The organism is Ligilactobacillus hohenheimensis (assembly GCF_947381805.1).
GTDB lineage: Bacteria > Bacillota > Bacilli > Lactobacillales > Lactobacillaceae > Ligilactobacillus > Ligilactobacillus hohenheimensis.
In genome coordinates this window covers 43,554-63,585 of record NZ_CANCXC010000003.1, presented here as the reverse complement: position 1 = coordinate 63,585, position 20,032 = coordinate 43,554, and the positions used below count along the sequence as shown (strand labels likewise).

Sequence of the window (20,032 nt, the reverse complement as noted above, 5' to 3'; positions counted from 1 at the left end):
GGCCCCGTTAAGGACCTGTTTTTCAATATCTATTTATTAGCTGATGCTAAATCTTAGTACCAACCGTGTGATTCCCAGAAGCGTTGAGCGTTTACCCAAGAACCGTACCGGCTAGCAACGTACTGATTAGCAACCGCGTCCTGGTGAGCTGGTGAGTAGTCACCGCCAAGGTAGCTAGCGCTCAGCTGGTACTTACCGATGTACTGGCCGTTCCGTGCGTTGTAGTTGCCACCTGATTCACGAGCAACGATCCATGCCCGTGCGGCTGCTTCAGAACCTGATAACTGCTGGCCGCCGTTGTCACTCTGCGTGGTGGTAGCCTGGTTGTTCTGGTTCTGGACGTTAGCAGCGGCGTTGTTGTTAGCCTGGCCGTTGTTCTGGTTGCTTGACTGAGCCTGGTTGTCGTTCCCAATCTGAAGCTGCTGCCCAACGTAAATCAGGTTAGCGTTTGAGATGTGGTTTTGCTTAACGATTGCGTCAACCGTTGTGTTGTACTTCTGGGCTAATGCTGAAAGCGTGTCACCCGCCTTAACGGTTACCGTGTCAGCCTTAGCAACGGCGCTAACGGCAAAAACTCCACCTAATGCTGCTGCAGATGCAAGTGTCTTCTTTAAATTCATAAAATATCTTCACTCCTGTAATGTATGATACTTGCTATACTTCTTACTCATTCGGGATATCGTTTCCCCGAACCAACAATTCATAGTATACGGGGGGAAGGTGACACCCGTGTAGCAGCTAAATTACGAAATCGGCTGTTCCTGTAATATTCCCCTATATTTGTAATATTTTGTAACGGAAACCGGCTTTGTTAGGATCTATTTAATAAATAGGGGGTTTTGGTGAAGGAGGCGTACGGTATAATAGGAACAAAATGATTGGGGGATGGTCTAATTGGCACATATTCTTCTTATGAATGCGGGAAGTTCGTCGGTTAAGTGGAAGTTGTTTCGGATGAAGACGGAGGAGCTTTTGGCTCGGGGAGAAGTGGAGCGGATTAACCTCCCCCAGTCAAAATTAACCATTAAGTATGCCGGCAAGCAGGACGAAACGGTAGTTGATAATTTAACGTACGCTGCAGCGGCGCAGTTAATTATTGATAAGATTCAGGAATTAGGGATTACGACGCTGGATAAGATTTCGTGTGTGGGCCACCGGGTAGTTGCAGGGGGCCACGAGTTCGAGCATGCAGTGCGGGTGACCCCCGAGCGGTTAGAAAGGATTATTGCAATGAGTGATTACGCGCCGCTTCATAATCCGATGGAGGCCAAGTACATTAAACTTATGCAGCGGGTTCTCCCTGACGTTCCCCAGTACGCGGTTTTTGACAGTAAATTCTTCTTGGGGATGCCTGAAATGAACGCGATTTACAGTCTTCCCTATAGATACACCGAAAAATACCACATTCGGCGGTACGGGGAGCACGGGATCAGCCATGAATACCTGATGAACCGGGTAGCGACCCTCCTTGACCGGGATGTTCATGATTTGCGCATCATTACCCTGCATCTGGGTGGCGGGGCGTCAATTACCGCTGATCGTGACGGGCACGCCTTTGACACGTCGATGGGCTTTACGCCCCTTGACGGGATTACGATGGGGACCCGGAGTGGGGACGTGGACCCCGAGATCGTCCCGTTTTTAATGGATAAACTGGGAAAATCCGCCCGAGAAGTCCTTAACCTGCTCAATAAGGAATCGGGAATGTATGGCATCTCCGGGATTTCTTCGGACATGCGGGATATTATGGCGCAGTACGAAACCAACGAGCGGGCAAAGTTAGCCGTGGATGTTTTCATTAACCGGATTGTTAAGTTTGTGGGCAGTTATGCCGTGGAGATGGGTGGTGTGGATGCCATCGCTTTTGCGGGGGGAATCGGTGAAAACGATGCGTATGTTCGCCAGGAAGTGTGCCGCCAACTAGCACTTCTGGGAATTAAGCTCGATGCCACCAAGAACGAGCAACTGAATCACGGGGGCGAAGGATTGATTTCAACGCCGGATTCGGCCGTGCGGGTACTTCTTGTACCAACAAACGAGGAACTGTTCATGGTTCAGCAAATTAAGGCAGAGCAGCAACGCGAACAGGCTGCTAGTCATTAATTGGTAAGATAACGTGTGAAAAACGGATCATCCTTATTTGGACGATCCGTTTTTCTTTAATTTCCAGAATTGGTAACCCCCAGAATATCGTGGGGACTCATGTAGCGGGTCCGCATGATAATTTCGGTAATTTGCTGGGGTGGTTCGGGGTTGTCCTTAGTCAACCACAGCTTAATGATGTCAAGGATTTGGGAAATAATGATTTCATGCGCGTAGTCGTTGGGGAGAGTGGGCGTCATCTGGTGGTTTCCCTTAATGATGTCGAGGTCCTTATCAATGATGTCGATTAGCCAACGCTTAATCTTATCCTCGAAGTGGGGATCCCCGTTCGGACCGAGGAGCGCCTTGGCGAGGTCGAATTCCTCGTAAATGTAATCCACGATTTTACTAACCGTTGCGTACAACTTCATTTGGGATTCAGCGGTGGCCACGCCGTTTTCTGGTAAATGCTTAATGAAACCATCATTTAATGAAGCGGCGATTTCCGTGAGGATGGTTTGCTCGTAATGGTTAACCAGGGCCGGTTTATCCACAAAATGCTTGTAAAACGTACTGCGGTTAATGCCCGCCGCTTGCGTAATATCCTTGACGGTCACGCGACTGAGGCCCTTTTCGTTTACCAGGTAAATAAAGGCGGCCTTGATTTTTCGTTGCGTTGTTGCGACTTTTCCGTGCACTGCCATATGTACTCCCCCTCGCTACGTTTATCCTACCATGTTCTTCTCTTAAAACAACATATTGTTGCTTAAAAAACCAATAATCAATGAAATTAGGGCAACACTTTCGCTGGTTTTGTCCGTTGTCGCGGGGTTATAATCGCGGTATCATGATACGTGAAAAGCAACACTGTGTTTATTTCGCGAGAAACAGTGAAAAGGGAAGAAAGGAGAATATTATGAACGAACAAAACCAACGGCATAAACGGCGCTACATTGCTCAGGCGCTGGTTTGGATTGTTCTGCTTCTTGCAGGGCTTTTCATGATGCCAAATATTAGCGCGTTGGTGCGGGAAAAGGGCCAAATTAAGCTTCCAGCATCAGCGAATAGTCAGGTGGCCCAGGTGATTCAAAATCATTGGGGACATCACATGGACAATACGCGGGAAGTTGTCGTGGTGTTTAATAACGGAAATGATAAGCTGAGTGCTCAGCAGAAACACCGGATTAACACGACGATTTCGTACCTGAAGGCGCATAAGCAGCGGTATCATATTAAGGCGATGACGGCGCCAAATGAAAACAAGTATACGAAAAAGCAGCTGATTTCTAAGGATAAAACAACGGAACTGCTGCAGTTAAACGTTGATAAGAAGGAGCCGGTTGCCCAGATGCGTGAAAAGCTCGAACAGGGAGCAAAAACCGCAGGGGTAAAAACCTACGTGACCGGCGCGGATATCCTCCAGGATGACTTTGATGCTGAAACCGAAGAGGGAATCAAGAAGACGGAGTTAATCACCATTATTTTCATCTTCATTGTGCTGGCGTACGTTTTCCGCTCACCGCTTACCCCGGTTTTCTCACTCCTTTCAGTGGGAATTTCGTTCCTGATTTCACTGAGCGTTGTGATGAATTTGGCCAAGCACTTTGGGTTCCCACTATCGAACTTTACCCAGGTTTTCATGGTGGTTGTGCTCTTTGGGATTGGGACGGACTACAATATCTTGCTGTTTGACCAGTTTAAGGAGGAGCTCAGTAAGGGACTCGACCGGGTAACGGCGACCCGCAACGCGTTGAAGGTAGCGGGTCATACGATTCTCATGAGTGGTTCCACCGTTCTGATCGGGTTTGCAACGCTTGGATTAGCTAAGTTTAGTATTTATAAGTCAACGCTTGGGGTGGCCGTAGCCGTAGCGGTTCTGCTGCTGGCACTGCTCACACTTAACCCGTTCTTTATGGCGCTGTTAGGGCAGAAGATCTTCTGGCCGACTAAGCAGTTTAACGGATCCAGCAAGAGTAAGTTATGGCACTGGATTTCATCCAATGCGGTGAAAATGCCGCTTCTCGGCCTTGGCGTTGCTGTTTTATGTGCCTTACCGTTCCTCTTGTCCGGAAGCCACCCGCTAAACTACGACACGCTTGTCGAGTTGCGGGATACCCTCCCGGCTAAGGAAGGATTCCGCGTCGTGCAAAAGCACTTCACTCCGGGGACCGCAGAGCCGACCACGTTATACATCCGGACAAACCACCGGCTGGATAACGAAAAGGACCTGCGGGAGATTGATGCGCTTGCCCAGCGCTTACAGCGGGTTCCAGGAGTAAAGACGGTTGCGACGGTGACGGAACCTGGTGGTGGGCGCATCAAACAGCTGTACGTTAAGGATCAACTGGGAACGATTACGAGCGGAATGAAGGATGCCCGGAAAGGGTTGAACCAGATTAGTAATGGGTTGAACGGTGCGGTTGCCCAAATGCAGGGCGCAAACCTGCAAGGTGGAATTGATGGGGTTAACATGCTGGCTACTGGCTCTAACCAGCTATTGAGCGGGAGCGAACAGCTTCAGGCTGGCGCTAACACCCTGGCAAACGGTGCGGGAACGCTTGGCAACGGACTTAACCTGTTGAATGCCCAACAAGGCGCGATCCAGAACGGCACGGGTCAGCTGGTTGATAGTATTGGCCAGCTGCAAAACGGAGCTAACCAGGTGGCAAACGGCTTGAGCCAGGTTCAGCAGCAGGTTCAATCACAGCTGAACCCGCAACAGTTAAGCCAGTTAAACTCAGCGCTTAACTCGATGAACAGTGCGCTTAATGCGTTGAATAACATGCCTGATATGGGGAAGGTTCAACAAACTGCCCAGTCCCTTGAACAAAATAGTAATAAGGCGAAAAATGATGCGGCTGCCCTGCAACAGGCCCTTGGTAAGATGGGCGGTAACGGGGTTGACACCAACCAGGTCGCCAATCAGGTCGCCGGCGCGGTTTCAGGGTTATCCCCGCAACAGAAACAGCAACTGCAGGGCGCCCTGCAACAGGCCGTTGGTCAGATGCAGCAGCAGAACAGTGGGGCGGTGAACGACGCTAAGTCGGCGGCCCAGAACCTGCAAAACGATATGGGGAACGTTCAGCAGGCTGGGAATCAGCTTTCCAGTCAGTTAAACACCCTGAAGAGTGCGAGCGATCAGCTAAATAACCTGAAACAGCAGGCGAGCGGAATGAACGTCGGCGCAATGCGACAGCAGCTTAACCAGTTGCAGTCCTCAGCCAGCCAACTGTCCAACGTTCTTGGCCAGTTGCAGAACGGTTCGGCTCAGGTGGCAAACGGGCTTAACCAGCTGCAAAACGGGGCGAGCGGCATGCAAAATAGCCTCCAGCAGTACACCAACGGGGTAGCTAGTGCGGCCGCCGGTGCCAACCAACTTGAGAATGGTGCAGCGCTTCTAGCTGCTAAGCAGGGTGAGTTAACGGCCGGGTTATCGACGCTAAATGACGGTATTACCCAGATGGCAACGGAGATGCAGGGGCTTATCGGCCAGATGCAGCAGCTTGAATACGGGTTGCAAACTGCCAGCGCTGGTGCCCAAAAGATTAACGACGGTGTCGGTGCGGCAAATAGCTACCTGACGGGGTTGAAGAATTCTGCCGCGGCAGACACGTACTACGTGCCAAAGAATATTTTGAAGAGTAAGACGTACAAGACGGCGGAAGACAGCTACTTGTCAGCTGATAAAAAGGCCGTTAAGTTCACGATTATTCTGGACATGAACCCAAGTTCATTACGGGCAATGCACAAGGTTGATGAACTCCGGGCAATCGTTAACCAGTCAGTGAAGGGGACGCCGCTTGCTGGGGCAACCGTTGCCTTGGGCGGGCAGTCCGCAAAGACAAACGATACGCATAAGGTGGCCCAAAACGACTTTGTGCGGACGGCGGCAATCATGCTGACGGGGATTCTCCTGGCATTGATGGTAATTACCCGCTCGGTTCTCCAACCGCTCTACATTGTTGGAACCCTTCTTCTGGCGTACGTGATGTCGCTGGATATTACGCGGTGGATTAGCACCGTTACGATGGGGCATTCAATGTTGACCTGGAACACACCGTTCTTTGGCTTCGTTGTCCTCATTGCGTTGGGGGTTGACTACAGTATCTTCCTGATGATGCGGTACCGTGAATTTGACATGGGTTCGGCAACGCCGGCTAAACGAATTGTAACGGCGGCTCTCGAAATCGGGGCGGTGGTCATTTCCGCGGCTACTATCCTGAGCGGAACGTTTGCCGCGTTGATTCCGTCAGGTGTGTTGACGTTGATCCAGGTTGCCCTCGTGGTAATTATCGGGTTGATTATTCTGGTCTTTGCCATTCCACTGATTATCCCGAGTCTGTTGCGGTTGACATACCCGTTAACGGATCGGATGGAAAAGGAGGCCGAAGTTGTGCGGCGGCGGAAGAAGTAGCTAGCGTGAATTGAAAATATGGCATAAGGGACCAGCAGACCAGCTGGCCCCTTTTTTGGTCAGAATTATTTTTGAAGAATTCTAATTTTGCGAGCAAAGCATTAGGCACATCGCGTTGTTTTGCTTATAATATACCGAGAGAAACTGAAGAAGGTGGGGGATTTAGATGCAAAAGGAACGACTCTCACGGCCGTACGTATACTTTTTTGGCTCATTTGGGGGAATTTTATTCGGGTACGACATCGGGGTAATGACCGGTGCCCTGCCATTTCTCCAGCTGGATTGGCACATGCACAACGCGCTAATTATTGGAATGATTACTTCGTCGCTGATGTTCGGGGCAATTTTTGGGGGCCTGTTAGCTGGCCGGTGGGCGGACCGGTATGGCCGTAAAACCATGATTACCATAGCGGCAACGGTTTTTGCCTGTGGGTCCCTCGTCTCAGCGGTTGTTCCGAATGATGGCGGGTGGTTGTTGATTGCCGTCCGGATTATTCTCGGGTTATCCGTGGGGGCGCTCTCGGCGATTGTTCCGGCGTACATGGCCGAAATGGCGCCTGCGCGGTTGCGGGGCCGGATGACGGGGATTAACTTTACCATGATTGCGGCGGGGACGTTACTGTCGTACGTGGTTGATTACTGCTTAAAGGATTTACCCGCTTCGCTTGCATGGCGAGCCATGCTTGGAATGGCGGCGGTTCCGGCGCTGATTCTTTTAGTTGGGAGTTTGAGACTGCCGGCGACGCCCCGGTTCTTAATGGTTCAGGGGAACCGTGCGGCGGCTGCACAGGTTCTTCGGGTAATGCAGCCCGATGCTGACATTGATGCGGAAATTGCGACGATTCAGCAGGTTAGCGCCCAGGATGCGGCTGAACGGGCCCTGCCGTACGGTCAAATGCTGACGGGAAAGTACCGCGCATTAGTAATTGCCGGTGTCGGCGTTGCGGGGTTACAACAGTTTATTGGAGTCAATGCTATTTTCTACTACATCCCATTAATCGTGGCCCAGGCAACGGGACATGCGGCAGCTTCCAATTTAATGTGGCCCGTAATTGAGGGATTAATCCTGTTGGGGGCATCGTTTGTTTTCCTGGCCATTGCAAGTCACTTTAACCGCCGCACTTTGCTGATTTTTGGTGGTACCGGAATGGGGCTAGCATTTGTCCTTCCGGTAGTAATTAACTGGCTGTGGCCGCACGCTAATCCGTTCATCACGCTGGTCCTGCTATGCATTTACGTTGCGCTCTACGGGTTTACGTGGGCGCCCTTGACGTGGGTGCTGGTTGGCGAAATCTTCCCGTTGGCTGTTCGCGGAAAAGCCTCGGGGTTAGCGTCCGCCCTTAACTGGGTAGGAGCGTTTGTTGTTGGCTTGATTTTCCCGGTAATGACGGCAATGATGAGGCAGGCAACTGTTTTTGGAATTTTTGGGTTGGTCTGTTTTGCGGCGGTCCTCTTTGTTTGGCTAGCTGTTCCGGAAACGAAGGGGCACACGCTGGAAGAAATCGAGCAACAGTATACGAAGGGAAACCGTTAAAAGGGATTTTTGAGTAAAGTGAACGAGCGTAACGGAAGCAGAAACCCGAAGCTATCGGTTCGGGGGTTCAAACTTCTGTTACGCTCGTTTTTTAATTAATTATTACTGTTACCACCGACAAACGCGCCGATAATGGTGGTAGTGATGGCGCATTCCGTGAACCCGGTAACGGTCGTAATGCGGTGCATCCGGCGGGGTCGGCACGGTCATTGCTGGATCACTGGTTGACGTCCCGTTCTGATAGTTAAATTGGTATCCGGGTTGGACGTTATACAGGTAAACGTTAAAGTTAAGCCCGTTTGAGCCCACCGCTTGCATCCATACTCCTTTTGCCATCAGGTCGTTTCCCTGAAAAATGGGTTGGACCCGGTAAACAACCCGGGCACCTTCCCGGAGAGCACGCCGCACCTTCCCCTCATAAATCGTTTGCAGTTTTTGGTTACAAAAGGCCGTCTGGGTGAAGAGGTTGCGGGGGTTATTCTGGTCGCCCGACTGTTGGGCGGGGTCGTACTGCCCCGTCGTCGCAATTCCCTTGGAGAGCGAGTAGGCAATGATGTGGCCCCGGTTTAGAATTGCCGTGTGGTGGCGGTCAAATTTTTGGTGCCACCCCGTGGGCCTGATCGTTTGCCGTTCCCGGAGCTGATCATTCGCTACGTTGCGCGGCATTAACATCGCCGTTGCGGGCGCAGCGGTTCTGTTTAGCCGGTCAAGGTGGCTGTAGTCAACATGGTTAGAGTGCCAGTCGCTGAGTGTCAGGGTGGATTTTCCCCCGTTAACCTGAACAATCGGGGAAGTTCCAGAGCGGTAATTGAGGCTTGCGAGGTGCGCCGCCGTTGCATCATCGTTATCAGCGGCAACAGAAGTAATTGTTGGCCGGGAAATGCCCGGAATGGCAGCGGTAATGGTTCCCCCAAGAATTGTTAGGAAGACAAGGGCCGCCGCGGTAATTCGCCCAAACCAGTTATGCTTTTTTCTCATTACGCGTCTCCTTCCTATTTATGCCCATCGCGTGGTTCGCAAATAACCGTCCAAATACTTTGGGGAGCAACGCGAAGTTTATCGGTTGGAAGCATCAGGACAATTAATTCAAGAACGAAGATGACCGCAAAAACAATTCCGGAAAAAAGCCGTACGAGGTACATTGCGCAGAAGAACAGGATAACTGCGTTCAGGCTGAATCCCACGTCCCGGAGTCGGCGGGCAGCTAGTCCGAGGGAAGCCAAGCAATTAGCAGCGAAGAAAACGGTAACGATAAACATTGCAAGGGCGACGAGTAGGCCTGAATGACCCCATGAGAACCACTTGATAAGCGCAAAAATCACGGCGATGGGAAGAAGGATTAGCTGGGCAAGCCAGAATTGCTTCCTACTAGCTGATTTGCGCCAGTTGAAGATGTACCGAAAGGAATCGGTCCACGCGTGAAAAATATTCCGAAACATAACAATTGGACTCCTTTAGCAAATAGTAACTAACCTCTATTCTACCAGAGATTGCGGTCGCTGGCGTTATTATGTAAAGCCACCGGCAAACCCGGTGGCGCGGTTCCACTGTGGAAGTGTAATCACTGGGAAGATGGCTGGCGCAGTTTCGTTTTACACCGGTAAAGGAGACTGTAAACTGACGAACGGGAGCACTGCATTTGCTGTGCAAGGGTTGAGGCAGTACAGCGGGGTTCTGTCAGAAAGCTCCATAAAAGGAACGCTTCCCGGACATTTAGCTGTTCCGCGTAAATCCGGAGCCATTCGCGTAGGATGACGATATCCTCAGCGGATGGTGCGTGTGCGATGGTGTCGCTAGGATGAATCCCCCTGGTATCAACAAAGTGTTCCAGCGATGTTGTTGCAAACGCAACCCCTCTTTTCTGGGTATGGGCCTCACGAATCAATCCAGCAATGCAGTGTGAAAGACAAACCCGGAAATACGCCCCAAACGAGACATCGTTTGTTAATGAAAAGGAAGTCACGGCCCGCCAGCAGACGATGCGGGCCTCTTGTTCAAGGTCGTCCCAGTCATAGCCGGGGATAAAACGCACCCGGCTCAGCATACTGCGAACCAGCGGAGAATACTGGTCAAACAATGCATTGAAATTAGCACTAGTCGGTGATGCATAGTAAGCTCGAAGCTGCGAATCGGCACGAGTGTTTGTCATGAAACACCTCCTGTGGAACCGTGGCTTAAATATAAGGGTTCCGGTGGGGGAGTGGTAGTCAAAAATGAACATAAATTGTGAAATTTTGATGAGAATAATGGTCGAAGGGGTGGGAAGGCGTTTAGGTAGTCAGATCTCGTTGGAATTTTTAGTATGCACGCAGTTCTTGGCTTTGCCACGGTGTTAATCGCATTTATGCTGTGGGAACGGGGGGTTCAAACACCTGGCTCTGTTAAGGGTCGATGGCTGCATTAGGTGATGATATCCTAAGGGCGAAGTAAAGTGTATGTATAGCATACTGATCTAAACCTAACCGGCTCGCCGACCAGTTAGGTTTTTTCTATTGCCTGAATTTATAGGAAATACGGTGGTTAACGTTTGGATGATGGCCATTTAGTTATGGTTACGGTCAAAATTGTGGGGATAGATACGAGATGCTGGTTAGGAATTCAAAAACCGCCTCCTAGACGCCAGTATTGTGACAGTCCAGAAGACGGTTAATGAATCAATTATTAGAGCTACCTATCGGACTTGAACCGACGACCCCCACCTTACCATGGTGATGCTCTACCTACTGAGCTAAGGTAGCATAATCAAGTACCATAAAAGTATATTATATCCGGGGTTCTTTTGCAATAAGGAATTTTAATTCCGCTGGAAGTTCGTTATAATGGGGATGATCCCAATGAAGCGAAGGAAGTAGCTGGCCAGTGACAGAGAGAAACGGGTGCTGAAAAGTTTCGTGGCCAAGCGAAGTGGGTTCGTGAGGGTGGAAAATAGATAACGTAAAGAGTGGCGGGAGTTTCCCGCAACGTAGGTGGTACCACGCGGCAGCGTCCTATGATGGGGCGCGGTCGTTTTTTATTTAAGGAGGAGATACGATGGGTGAACAGAAGCAGGTAATTTTAACGGGGGACCGGCCGACCGGGAAGCTCCACATTGGCCATTACATTGGCTCGTTAAAGAAGCGGGTCGAATTACAAAATACGGGAAAGTACGACCCGTTTATTATGATTGCTGACCAGCAGGCCCTCACCGACAATGCCCGTGATCCGGAAAAGATTCGGCGGTCACTGACGGAAGTTGCCCTGGACTATCTGGCCGTGGGCATTGACCCAACGAAGGCCACCATTTTTGTGCAATCACAGATTCCGGCTTTATCGGAGTTAAATCTGTACTACCTGAACTTGGTGACGGTTTCGCGGTTGGAACGTAACCCAACGGTCAAGGCGGAAATCAAGCAGAAAAACTTTGAACGGTCGATTCCGGCCGGCTTTTTCACTTATCCAGTCAGCCAGGCTGCCGATATTACGGCGTTTAAGGCAAGCTTAGTTCCGGTTGGGGATGACCAGGAGCCGATGCTTGAACAAACACGCGAAATTGTGCGCAGTTTTAATTCGATTTACGGCGATGTGTTGGTTGAACCACAGGGGATTTTCCCGCCAAAGGGTTCCGGCCGGCTCCCGGGGTTAGACGGGAACGCCAAGATGAGTAAGTCGTTGAATAACGCCATTTACCTGGCAGATGACGCTGATACGCTCCGGAAGAAGGTCATGTCAATGTACACTGATCCTACCCACGTTCACGTCGAGGATCCGGGGCACGTTGAGGGGAACATGGTCTTTACTTACCTGGATATTTTTGCTGATGACCAGGAAAAGGTTGCTGAGCTGAAGGCTCAGTACCAGCATGGTGGACTGGGTGACGTGAAGATTAAACGCTACCTGAACGAAGTGCTCGAGGGCGTCTTAGCGCCAATTCGGCAACGGCGGCAGGAGTTTGCGCAGGATATGGGTGCTGTATATGACATTCTGAAGGAAGGAAGCGCCCGGGCAAACGAAGTGGCCAACCAAACACTTGCTGAAGTACGGCGGGCAATTGGGGTTAACTACTTTGATTAATGGGGGCAGCAAATGAAAAACCTTGTAATCTTAGACTTTGGTTCTAATTCAACCCGCCTTGCAGTTTATACCCGGCAACCAACCGGGGACTGGCAGGAAACGCTCCGTAAAAAGCAAATGACCCGGTTGGCGGCGGGAATGGGAACAACCCATCAACTCCAACCAGAGGCAATTGAGCGGGTAATGACGGCGGTGCGCGCATACCAGCAAGAATATACGCAACTTGCCGACTACCGGGTAGTGGCGATTGCAACGGCTGCAGTCCGCAATGCCACTAATTCAGAAGCACTGATAGCGCCCGTTAAGGAACAGACCGGGTGCACCATTCGAGTCCTTAGCGGGGAAGAAGAGGCCCGGTACGATTTTCTCGGGGTAATTAATACGCTCGGGGTCCGCGACTTTGTCATGTGTGATATGGGGGGTGGCAGTTTCGAGTTAGCCGTGGGAGCAAATCGGCAACTCCTAGGATGTGCGAGCGTTCCGTGGGGAGCGGTTAGTCTGAGCGAGCGGTTCGGGTTACGGGACCACGTGACCGGACAACAGCTTGCTCAGCTCCAGCGCCTGTTAAGTACCCAGTTAAATCAGTTTCGGTGGTTGCAGCAGGGCTTTGGCAAACCACTGGTCTTAATTGGGGGGACAAACCGGGCCGTCACGCGTTATGAACTGGCTGATATGAATGCTTCTAACCAGCAGCTTCACGGGGTAACGGTGGCACCGGCGACAATCCTTGACCTGTATGAACAGTGGCTGGGAGTCGGCATCGGCGAACGGCGTCATTTATTGGGAGCTGAAGGCGACCGCGCAGACATTATTTTAGGGGGCCTTACTCCGGTCGTCCAATTAATTGAACAGCTCTGCCCGGCGAAGGTGATCTTCTCAGAAAGCGGTGTTCGTGAAGGGTTACTCGCCGAATTGACCGCTGATGCTGCCAAGAAGGAGAACGGCAAATAAAAGAATCCCGGAGGAACAATGACTGTTCTTCCGGGATTTCTTTTACTTGTTCAGCTTAGTTTGCTTAAACTCGTTCAGGTTTTGCTGCGTTGGTTTTAAGTTTTGCCACTTCTTGGACAAGAACGCCTTGTTCATGTGATAGTGGGGGGTCGGTTGCTTGTGATCAATAAAGCTGCTGACCTGCTTATCGAACGCAACCCAACCAGCATAACCAATATGGATCGTGTCATTCATAAAGGCCGGTTTATTCCCATCGTGGGAGAAGTCCACAATATTGTTGAAGCCCTGCTGTTGCAGCTGGAACTTAATCTTGGCCACTGACTGATAGTACATCTTCATCGGTAACCCAGTGTAGGTTTCCCACTTAGTGTTAACCGGTTGAATAACGAAGATAACGTTTGTGTGCGTCTTCTTAAACTGGTGCAGGACCGTTTGGAAGTCGCTAAATTCAACTGATTGCGTGTAGTTAAAGTGCTTTTGCTCACCCTTTAGGCTTGGGAGAATACCCTTAATTTCATTGTTGTAAAACTGGTTATTAATCCCAAACCGGTTGTTTGATGTTTCGGGCTTAGCATCGCGCTGGGCCTGCTTAACCAGGGCATCGTAGTTGTACTTCGATGGAAGCTGGTTAATTTTTGGCTTAATCCGGGCTTCGTAGTTGTTGTTGAGTGAAATCCCGGAGAACAGCGCATCCTCATGCTTCAAGAAGTTAATCCGGAGACCAATTACCGCGCGGTCTAGCCCAGATAACGGTTTGCCGTTTGCAATTCGCTTGCAGTAAACGGCCGTCATGTTATCAGCACCGTTTAACTTGATGATTCGTTTGGCAACGTACCGGTCATACCGGGAATGCGGGTTTGCTTGGCGGAGCCACATCAGGTTTTGCAAAATCCCGTTATACATCTGGAAAGCACCCGGCTTGATCCCGCCCTTAACGAACCACTGGGGGGAGACAACGAAAACGGCCTTCCGCCCCTTCATTTCCTTTGGCATCATTGCCATGTTCATGTATTGCGGGAGGGATTGGGCCCCCTTCTTACCAAAGAAGAACGGGGTGTAATCGTGGTACCGCGCAGCCATTACGGCCGGATGGTACCGGTCCATCCGGTTAAACTCACTTGACCCGAAGAACGGGACAAAGTGGGCTTTTTTGTCGGAAAGGGCCTCCACTTTAAGCGACTCGTTTTTCATTACCAGCGGACTAAGGGATACCGCCGCCTTCTTTTCGGTTAGCAGGGAATGATGGTTCCCAATGGGAAGGGAAAATAAGCCGACGATTAAGAGAACCGCGATAATAACCGGGCCGAAAATCCGCCACAGTTTACGCTTAGTCATTTTGTAGTTCCTTGACCTTTCCGACAATCTTGTCAATTGTGTTCCATTCGCTCCGGTCAAATTCTGAAACCGGGACGTTGATGTCGTACTTGTCTTGCAGGGCTAACAGGAAACTAACCGTTGCCATTGAATCCATCAGCCCTGATTCAAAGAGGTCCTGACTATTATCAGCAAAGTCCGCAGCGTCCCGTCCAGTTGCGTCAGCAAGAATGTTCTTAATGTCTTCTTCCATGATAAAACCCTCCATTTGTAATTCCGCGTTGATTAATTAGAGTAACCGGGCACCTTTGAACCAAAGGGTGTTAAGGAACCCACTAAACAGTAAGAATGTTAGCATAACGAAGTTAAACGTTACAAAGATTGCAATGGCGTTTGTAATCTTATTATGCGGCATCTTCTTGAGGTGCTTCCGCTTGAACCGACCCCACCAGTCGCAGACGGCCAGGGCGATCCCGTGTAAGAACCCGTATAAGATATAGTACCACGTTACGCCGTGCCAGAACCCCATGATCGTCATGTCCAAGATATAAGCAATTGCGGACAAGACGTTCCGGTTCTTGAACCACTTCTTCTTAGTTGCCATGAAGACGAACCGCATGAAGATGTAATCCCGGAACCAGAAGGATAGTGACATGTGCCACCGGTTCCAGAATTCCTTGATGTTCTTCGACTTAAATGGCTTGTTGAAGTTCATCGGTGCTTCAACCCCCATGAAGTAGCTGAACGCTACGGCAAACAGGGAGTACCCAGCAAAGTTGAAGAACAGGTGCATTCCGTACAGGTACATGACAGCAACAACCCACCATGACATGTGGGGCGCATACTGCATTGCTTGCGCCTCGGCTGCTGGTAACCAAACCGCCCCAAAGAAGTGGTCGATAATGAAGTTATACAGCAGTCCAAGAAACAGGTACTTAATTCCCTTTTGGACTAAGCCCATGTACTTTTCGCGGTCCGGAACCTTCTTGTAGTCCTTGGCAAACCGCCGGTACCGATCGATTGGCCCGGAGGTGATGGTTGGCATGAACAGCATGAACCGGACAAACGTCCACCACGAGAAGTCCTTTACCATTCCGTCCCGGGTTTCAATGACCGTTCCGGTTGCCCGGAAGGTCATGTAACTGATTCCCATGAACCCTAACAGGGAGTTGTGCCCGACCATTGCGGGGGACACCTTCACGATGATTAGGGGAATGAGGGTTAGTAACGTAACGAGGTAGAAAACCCATGACTGGTTGTGCTGTTGCCGGTAATGGTAGTACCACGTCACGATAATCGTTTGGTAAATTACGTAGCCAATCAGGGAAATCATCTGGGGAGCGTTCGCGCCGTCAAACATGACGAACAGGAACAGCGCACTGATGATTACCTCGTACCAATCAAACCGTTTACCGCAGTATAGCCCGATGCCCAACGGGATTAACGCGATCAGCAGAACCAGCAGGTAGCCGGGAGTGCCGTACGCAGAAAAATTCGGTAAACTTGATAACCAATGCATAATTGCCATTATGAGTTAGCCTCTTTGATTAGTGCTTTGACCGCAATCTTACCGTTAGCGGAGAGCGGGAATGAATCACGGTAGATAAACTGAGTGGGCATCATGTAGTCCATGATTATTCCGTTCAAATCAGCACGAATTTGTTTTGTTAATTCTTTTTCGTCGGCCGGCGTTTCCTTCGGGATGACGTAGGCAATCAGGTGACTGACCTGACCATCCTTCGTATACCGTGGAACGGCCACCGCCTGTTTAATCCGCGGACTCTTTTCTAGGCTGGCCCGCACTTCGTCGAGTTCAATCCGGAACCCGTGAAGCTTAATTTGGAAGTCCATCCGCCCCATGTGATGGAGCAGGCCATCCTCATCCAGAATTCCAAGGTCGCCGGTGTGGTATGCTGGCTGACCTTCGTATTTAAAGAACGCTGCCTTCGTCTTTTCAGGGTTGTTCATGTACCCCCGGGCAACACTATCCCCGACGATGATTGATTCACCCTTTTCCCCAGCAGGGAGAACCTGACCATCCTTCATGACAAGCATCTGAACGCCAGGTTTAGCGTATCCCACCGGTAGCCGGTCAAGCCCCTGAATGTTTTCCTTAGTAGGTTCAAAGGCTGTGACCGCAACGGCGGCTTCCGTTGGCCCGTACAAGTCAAAGATGCGGGCGTTCGGGAAGCGTTCAAGAAGAGCCTTCGTTGTTTTAACGGTCAGCTCCTCCCCGCACAGCAGGAACGTTTTAATGTCAGGCATCTTTTCTGCGTTAAAGTCCTTACTCAGAAGAAGCATTTCCGCAAATGACGGGGTGCCCGTAAAGACGTCAAACTTAAGTGTTGGCAGGACGGTAAAAAGCTTAGCAAAGTTGTCGACCGCCGTCTTTGGGAGGGCAACAACCTTTCCACCCGTCAGCAGGGCTGGTAACCACGACATGTTTGAGATATCAAATGAAAACGGTGGTTGTCCCAGGTAACTGGCGCCTTTCGGAATCCCAAATGAATCACTGAGCTCCCATTCAACGTATGATTTGATGTTGTCGTGCATGACTTCAACACCCTTCGGATTTCCGGTTGTACCGGAAGTAAACAGGATGTAGAAAATGTCCTTACCACTAACGGGGTTAGTCACCGTGAAATCCTGTGGTGTTGCAAGAATCTGCTTGAGGTCCGCGTCTTTAAGGACCTGACCGTTAAAGTTTGCCAGTTCGGCGTGTGGAAACTCATCAATTGCGATTGCCAACAGTGGGTTGGCCGTTGCGACGATTGAGTCCATCCGTTCTAAGCCCGTCCCTGTTTCAACGGGGATGTATGGGTGACCGGTCTTAATGGCGGCCGTAAAGGCAACCACCATCTCGAACTGGTGGTCACCGTACACGAGAATGGGGCTCTTTTCCGGAAGCTTCTGGTCAGCAATCCACGCAGCTAGCGTGTTGGACTGCTCATAAAAGTCCTGGTAGGTATGTGTTACCCCAAGTTCGTCATAGGCGATTTTTGGGGGGTTGGCCTGGGCAACCCGGTCAAGTGTGTTAACAATATTTTCCAAGATAATCCTACTTTCCGAAACGGTCGAGCCGCTTCAAATACCTTCGTCCACGCGGGGTGAACAGTAATTAACATTGCTTAGAATTCATTATAAAGGAACGTAGCGCGACCAACGCCATAGTAGCCGTAGAGATATGCGAGTGCGAGGAGCACCGCAAAGAAAAAGGCGGTCTTCAAGCAAAACTTCAATACTGGATGGGCATTGAGTGCCTTTAACATATCCACAAACCCTCTTTCTGTAATGGCCTTTCTTAAAATAATAGTCTAACGCGTAGAATTATAACGCAAATGGCGGGGAATTAAAATTCAGATCAGCCCGTCCCTAAGGAATTGTTACCACCGGTTAGTGCTTTGTTAATTAATAATTTACTATCCGGGACTACTGCTTACTCATATCGCGCTGGAAGAACTGCTGCGAAAGTTTTGCAAGCGTACCGTCGTTCCGGAGATCATCGATGGCCTGGTTGACTGTTTTGGTAAGCTGCTTGTGGTGGTACGTAACGGCGACAAGCTGTTGGGCGTAGATGCCGTTACCCTTAATTTGCTTGAGGACCCTTCCCCGTTCAGTCGAGCTTGCCGGGTTCGCTGGTTGGACTAGGTCGGGATGATCCTTAAGGTAGTTGGTGTACTGAAAATTAGTTACAATCCCTGCCTGAATCTGGCCGTGATTAATCGCTGAAATCAGGGCGTTCATTGATGAGTACTGCTTAGGCCGGAAAACTAACCGCCGCAGCAGAGTGGCCTGGTTTCCGTTTTTAAGCATCCCGACCGTGCATCCCGTCATCCCAGCAACGGTGGAGTGCTTGTTGGCGTTAGTAGTAAAGAGCACGTTTGTGGGGTATAAATACGGGGTTGAGGTGCTGTATTTACCGTCCGGCAGGTTGATTAGGTCCGTTGCGCCTAAGGCAACCATAACCTTTCTGTGTCGGAGTCCAGCAAGGAGATCGGCATTGGTCCGGTAGGTAACAAACTTCGGCTTCATTCCCGCCTTTTTAGCAATCGCCGTTCCGAGTTTAATGTCGTACCCGGCAAGCTGTCCGGGTTGACCGGTACAGTACGGTGAATTATCCATGACCGTTCCGATTGTTAGTGTTTTAGGCGCTGCTTGCTGCCGGCCACACGAGCAAAGAATAAAGATGCCGGCGAACGCAGCGATGATTATTAACCATTTTTTTAGATGTTTCACGTTTTTGGCCTCCACCGAGTGATTGATTTATCCATGCTATTATATAATGGAAATAATAGCGGAACTAGAGGGAAGATTAGCGTTTTTGCTAAGGATCCGTTAAGGGGGACTGAAACGTGAAGGTGTTTGATAAGTATTACCAAAAAGAATGGGCGGAGCGCCTGGATATTTTAGCAACGGAAATGTTATCTAAGGACGACGGCGAAACGCTGAAAAAGATGGCCCGCACGCCGGAAATCGGGGACACGATGATTGAAAATTACGTGACCGACTTTACGCTTCCGGAAGGGTTGGCGCTTAACTACGTCGTTAACGAGAAGGAATACGTTATTCCGATGGTCGTTGAGGAGCCGTCCGTAATTGCTGCCAGCTGTAATGCGGCGGGAATCGTAAAGAAGGCGGGCGGCTTTCATGCGGAAGTCACTCGCCGCCAAATGATTGGCCAGGTGATTATGGAAAACGTCCGCGATGTGGTTTCCCTAAGTGGCAGTTTGCAAAGTCACGCGGATCAGCTAGTGAAGGTGGCGAATGCGGCCCACTCGTCACTGCAAAAACGGGGTGGGGGCGCCCGTGATGTCCGTGTTCGGGCACTCGACAATGACCTGGTGTCGTTGGATTTGATTGTTGATACCCAGGAAGCCATGGGGGCCAACATGATGAACACCATGCTGGAGGCCGTGGCAACGTACATTCGGCAGCAGTTTGACCAGGACGTCTTAATGAGCATTCTTTCCAACTATGCAACCCAGTGCCTTGTTACGGCAACATGCCGGATTCCCGTTGATTTGCTAACAAAACGGCAGATTAAGGGGGACCAGGCGGCAGCGAAGATTGCAGTGGCCAGCCGGGTAGCACAGTTAGACCCGTACCGGGCGGTCACCCATAACAAGGGAATTATGAACGGGGTGGATGCCGTGGTGATTGCGACCGGCAATGACTGGCGGGCAATCGAAGGCGCCGCCCATGCCTATGCTTCGCGGGACGGGCACTACCGTGGTCTTTCTACGTGGGAAGTGGTTGATAACGAGTTGTGTGGGCAGATTACCCTTCCCATGCCTGTTGGAACCGTCGGGGGGTCAATCAAAATCGTGCCCCTGGTAAAGATTAATCATCAACTGTTGCGGGTTGATGATGCCCGTGAGTTAATGACGGTGATTGCTGCGGTCGGATTGGGGCAAAACCTAGCGGCATTATACGCCCTGGTAACGGAGGGGATTCAGCGTGGCCATATGCGGCTCCAGTTAAAGTCCCTTGCCCGCAGTGTGGGAGCGACTGACGCGGAAATTCCGGCAGTGGTTGCCCGGATGACCGCCCAAAACACCCGGGATTCAGCGGGGGCACAAGCGGCCCTCAAATGGGTGCGCGCCCACGCATAACTCCGGCTCAAAGCCAGGCGGGGAACATGCTATAATGAAAACTAACTATTAAAACAGTGATTAGCGGAGGAGCAA

Annotated in this window: 17 protein-coding genes and 1 tRNA gene; 6 read left to right on the top strand and 12 right to left on the bottom strand. The window is 50.6% G+C overall.

The genetic code is table 11. The features are described 5' to 3' along the window. Positions 1 to 53: 53 nt before the first annotated feature. Positions 54 to 620 (bottom strand): aggregation-promoting factor, encoded by a 567-nt coding sequence (apf, locus tag QOR60_RS05030; protein ID WP_283582272.1) that lies wholly within the window; start codon positions 618 to 620, stop codon positions 54 to 56. Positions 621 to 894: 274 nt separating this feature from the next. On the opposite strand from apf, the gene QOR60_RS05025 reads away from it, so the two are divergent. Further along, positions 895 to 2,103 (top strand): acetate/propionate family kinase, encoded by a 1,209-nt coding sequence (locus QOR60_RS05025; RefSeq protein ID WP_283582271.1) that lies wholly within the window; start codon positions 895 to 897, stop codon positions 2,101 to 2,103. A gap of 56 nt (positions 2,104 to 2,159) precedes the next feature. On the opposite strand, the gene QOR60_RS05020 is transcribed toward QOR60_RS05025, so the two are convergent. Next, a complete protein-coding gene (locus QOR60_RS05020) occupies positions 2,160 to 2,786 on the bottom strand; it encodes a TetR/AcrR family transcriptional regulator (protein WP_283582270.1) in 627 nt (208 codons plus the stop codon). A gap of 212 nt (positions 2,787 to 2,998) precedes the next feature. On the opposite strand from QOR60_RS05020, the gene QOR60_RS05015 reads away from it, so the two are divergent. Beyond that, complete coding sequence (locus QOR60_RS05015) at positions 2,999 to 6,496, top strand: MMPL family transporter (protein ID WP_283582269.1); 3,498 nt, start codon at positions 2,999 to 3,001, stop codon at positions 6,494 to 6,496. 166 nt (positions 6,497 to 6,662) lie between these two features. Beyond that, on the top strand, positions 6,663 to 8,030 hold the full coding sequence (locus tag QOR60_RS05010) for a sugar porter family MFS transporter (RefSeq protein WP_283582268.1): 1,368 nt from the start codon (positions 6,663 to 6,665) through the stop codon (positions 8,028 to 8,030). Between the two features lie 108 nt (positions 8,031 to 8,138). Here QOR60_RS05010 and QOR60_RS05005 read toward each other — a convergent pair whose 3' ends face one another. The 4 genes from QOR60_RS05005 to QOR60_RS04990 form a co-directional block, all read right to left on the bottom strand. Continuing rightward, on the bottom strand, positions 8,139 to 9,008 hold the full coding sequence (locus QOR60_RS05005) for a DNA/RNA non-specific endonuclease (protein ID WP_283582267.1): 870 nt from the start codon (positions 9,006 to 9,008) through the stop codon (positions 8,139 to 8,141). 14 nt (positions 9,009 to 9,022) lie between these two features. Further along, positions 9,023 to 9,469 (bottom strand): DUF805 domain-containing protein, encoded by a 447-nt coding sequence (locus tag QOR60_RS05000; protein WP_283582266.1) that lies wholly within the window; start codon positions 9,467 to 9,469, stop codon positions 9,023 to 9,025. 122 nt (positions 9,470 to 9,591) lie between these two features. Next, positions 9,592 to 10,179, bottom strand: coding sequence for a sigma-70 family RNA polymerase sigma factor (locus tag QOR60_RS04995; RefSeq protein ID WP_283582265.1), 588 nt, complete (start codon positions 10,177 to 10,179; stop codon positions 9,592 to 9,594). 516 nt (positions 10,180 to 10,695) lie between these two features. Beyond that, a tRNA-Thr gene (locus tag QOR60_RS04990) sits at positions 10,696 to 10,768 on the bottom strand. Between the two features lie 292 nt (positions 10,769 to 11,060). Here QOR60_RS04990 and trpS point away from each other — a divergent pair. Both trpS and QOR60_RS04980 read left to right on the top strand, forming a co-directional pair. Next, positions 11,061 to 12,080 carry a tryptophan--tRNA ligase gene (gene trpS, locus QOR60_RS04985; protein ID WP_283582264.1) on the top strand — a complete coding sequence of 340 codons (1,020 nt, stop codon included), beginning with the start codon at positions 11,061 to 11,063 and terminating at the stop codon, positions 12,078 to 12,080. Positions 12,081 to 12,092: 12 nt separating this feature from the next. Beyond that, positions 12,093 to 13,031: a Ppx/GppA phosphatase family protein gene (locus tag QOR60_RS04980; protein WP_283582263.1), complete on the top strand. Its 939-nt coding sequence runs from the start codon at positions 12,093 to 12,095 to the stop codon at positions 13,029 to 13,031. Positions 13,032 to 13,073: 42 nt separating this feature from the next. On the opposite strand, the gene dltD is transcribed toward QOR60_RS04980, so the two are convergent. The 6 genes from dltD to QOR60_RS04950 all read right to left on the bottom strand — a co-directional run bounded on the left by dltD (position 13,074) and on the right by QOR60_RS04950 (position 18,581). Continuing rightward, complete coding sequence (dltD, locus tag QOR60_RS04975) at positions 13,074 to 14,366, bottom strand: D-alanyl-lipoteichoic acid biosynthesis protein DltD (RefSeq protein ID WP_283582262.1); 1,293 nt, start codon at positions 14,364 to 14,366, stop codon at positions 13,074 to 13,076. Next, positions 14,359 to 14,598 carry a D-alanine--poly(phosphoribitol) ligase subunit DltC gene (gene dltC, locus QOR60_RS04970; protein WP_283582261.1) on the bottom strand — a complete coding sequence of 80 codons (240 nt, stop codon included), beginning with the start codon at positions 14,596 to 14,598 and terminating at the stop codon, positions 14,359 to 14,361. The genes dltD and dltC overlap by 8 nt, the downstream gene beginning before the upstream one ends. A gap of 36 nt (positions 14,599 to 14,634) precedes the next feature. Next, positions 14,635 to 15,873 (bottom strand): D-alanyl-lipoteichoic acid biosynthesis protein DltB, encoded by a 1,239-nt coding sequence (gene dltB, locus QOR60_RS04965; RefSeq protein WP_408612552.1) that lies wholly within the window; start codon positions 15,871 to 15,873, stop codon positions 14,635 to 14,637. Then, the gene (gene dltA / locus QOR60_RS04960) at positions 15,873 to 17,399 is read right to left on the bottom strand and encodes a D-alanine--poly(phosphoribitol) ligase subunit DltA (RefSeq protein WP_283582389.1); all 1,527 of its coding nucleotides are present in this window, start codon (positions 17,397 to 17,399) and stop codon (positions 15,873 to 15,875) included. Before dltA ends, dltB begins: the two co-directional genes overlap by 1 nt. A 74-nt stretch (positions 17,400 to 17,473) precedes the next feature. Continuing rightward, positions 17,474 to 17,614: a teichoic acid D-Ala incorporation-associated protein DltX gene (locus tag QOR60_RS04955; protein WP_283582388.1), complete on the bottom strand. Its 141-nt coding sequence runs from the start codon at positions 17,612 to 17,614 to the stop codon at positions 17,474 to 17,476. A gap of 160 nt (positions 17,615 to 17,774) precedes the next feature. Next, complete coding sequence (locus QOR60_RS04950) at positions 17,775 to 18,581, bottom strand: transporter substrate-binding domain-containing protein (protein WP_283582260.1); 807 nt, start codon at positions 18,579 to 18,581, stop codon at positions 17,775 to 17,777. A 116-nt stretch (positions 18,582 to 18,697) separates the two neighbouring features. Between QOR60_RS04950 and QOR60_RS04945 the strand changes: the two genes are divergently transcribed. After that, positions 18,698 to 19,957, top strand: a complete 1,260-nt coding sequence (locus QOR60_RS04945) for a hydroxymethylglutaryl-CoA reductase, degradative (RefSeq protein WP_283582259.1) — start codon at positions 18,698 to 18,700, stop codon at positions 19,955 to 19,957. The last annotated feature ends 75 nt before the right edge of the window (positions 19,958 to 20,032 follow it).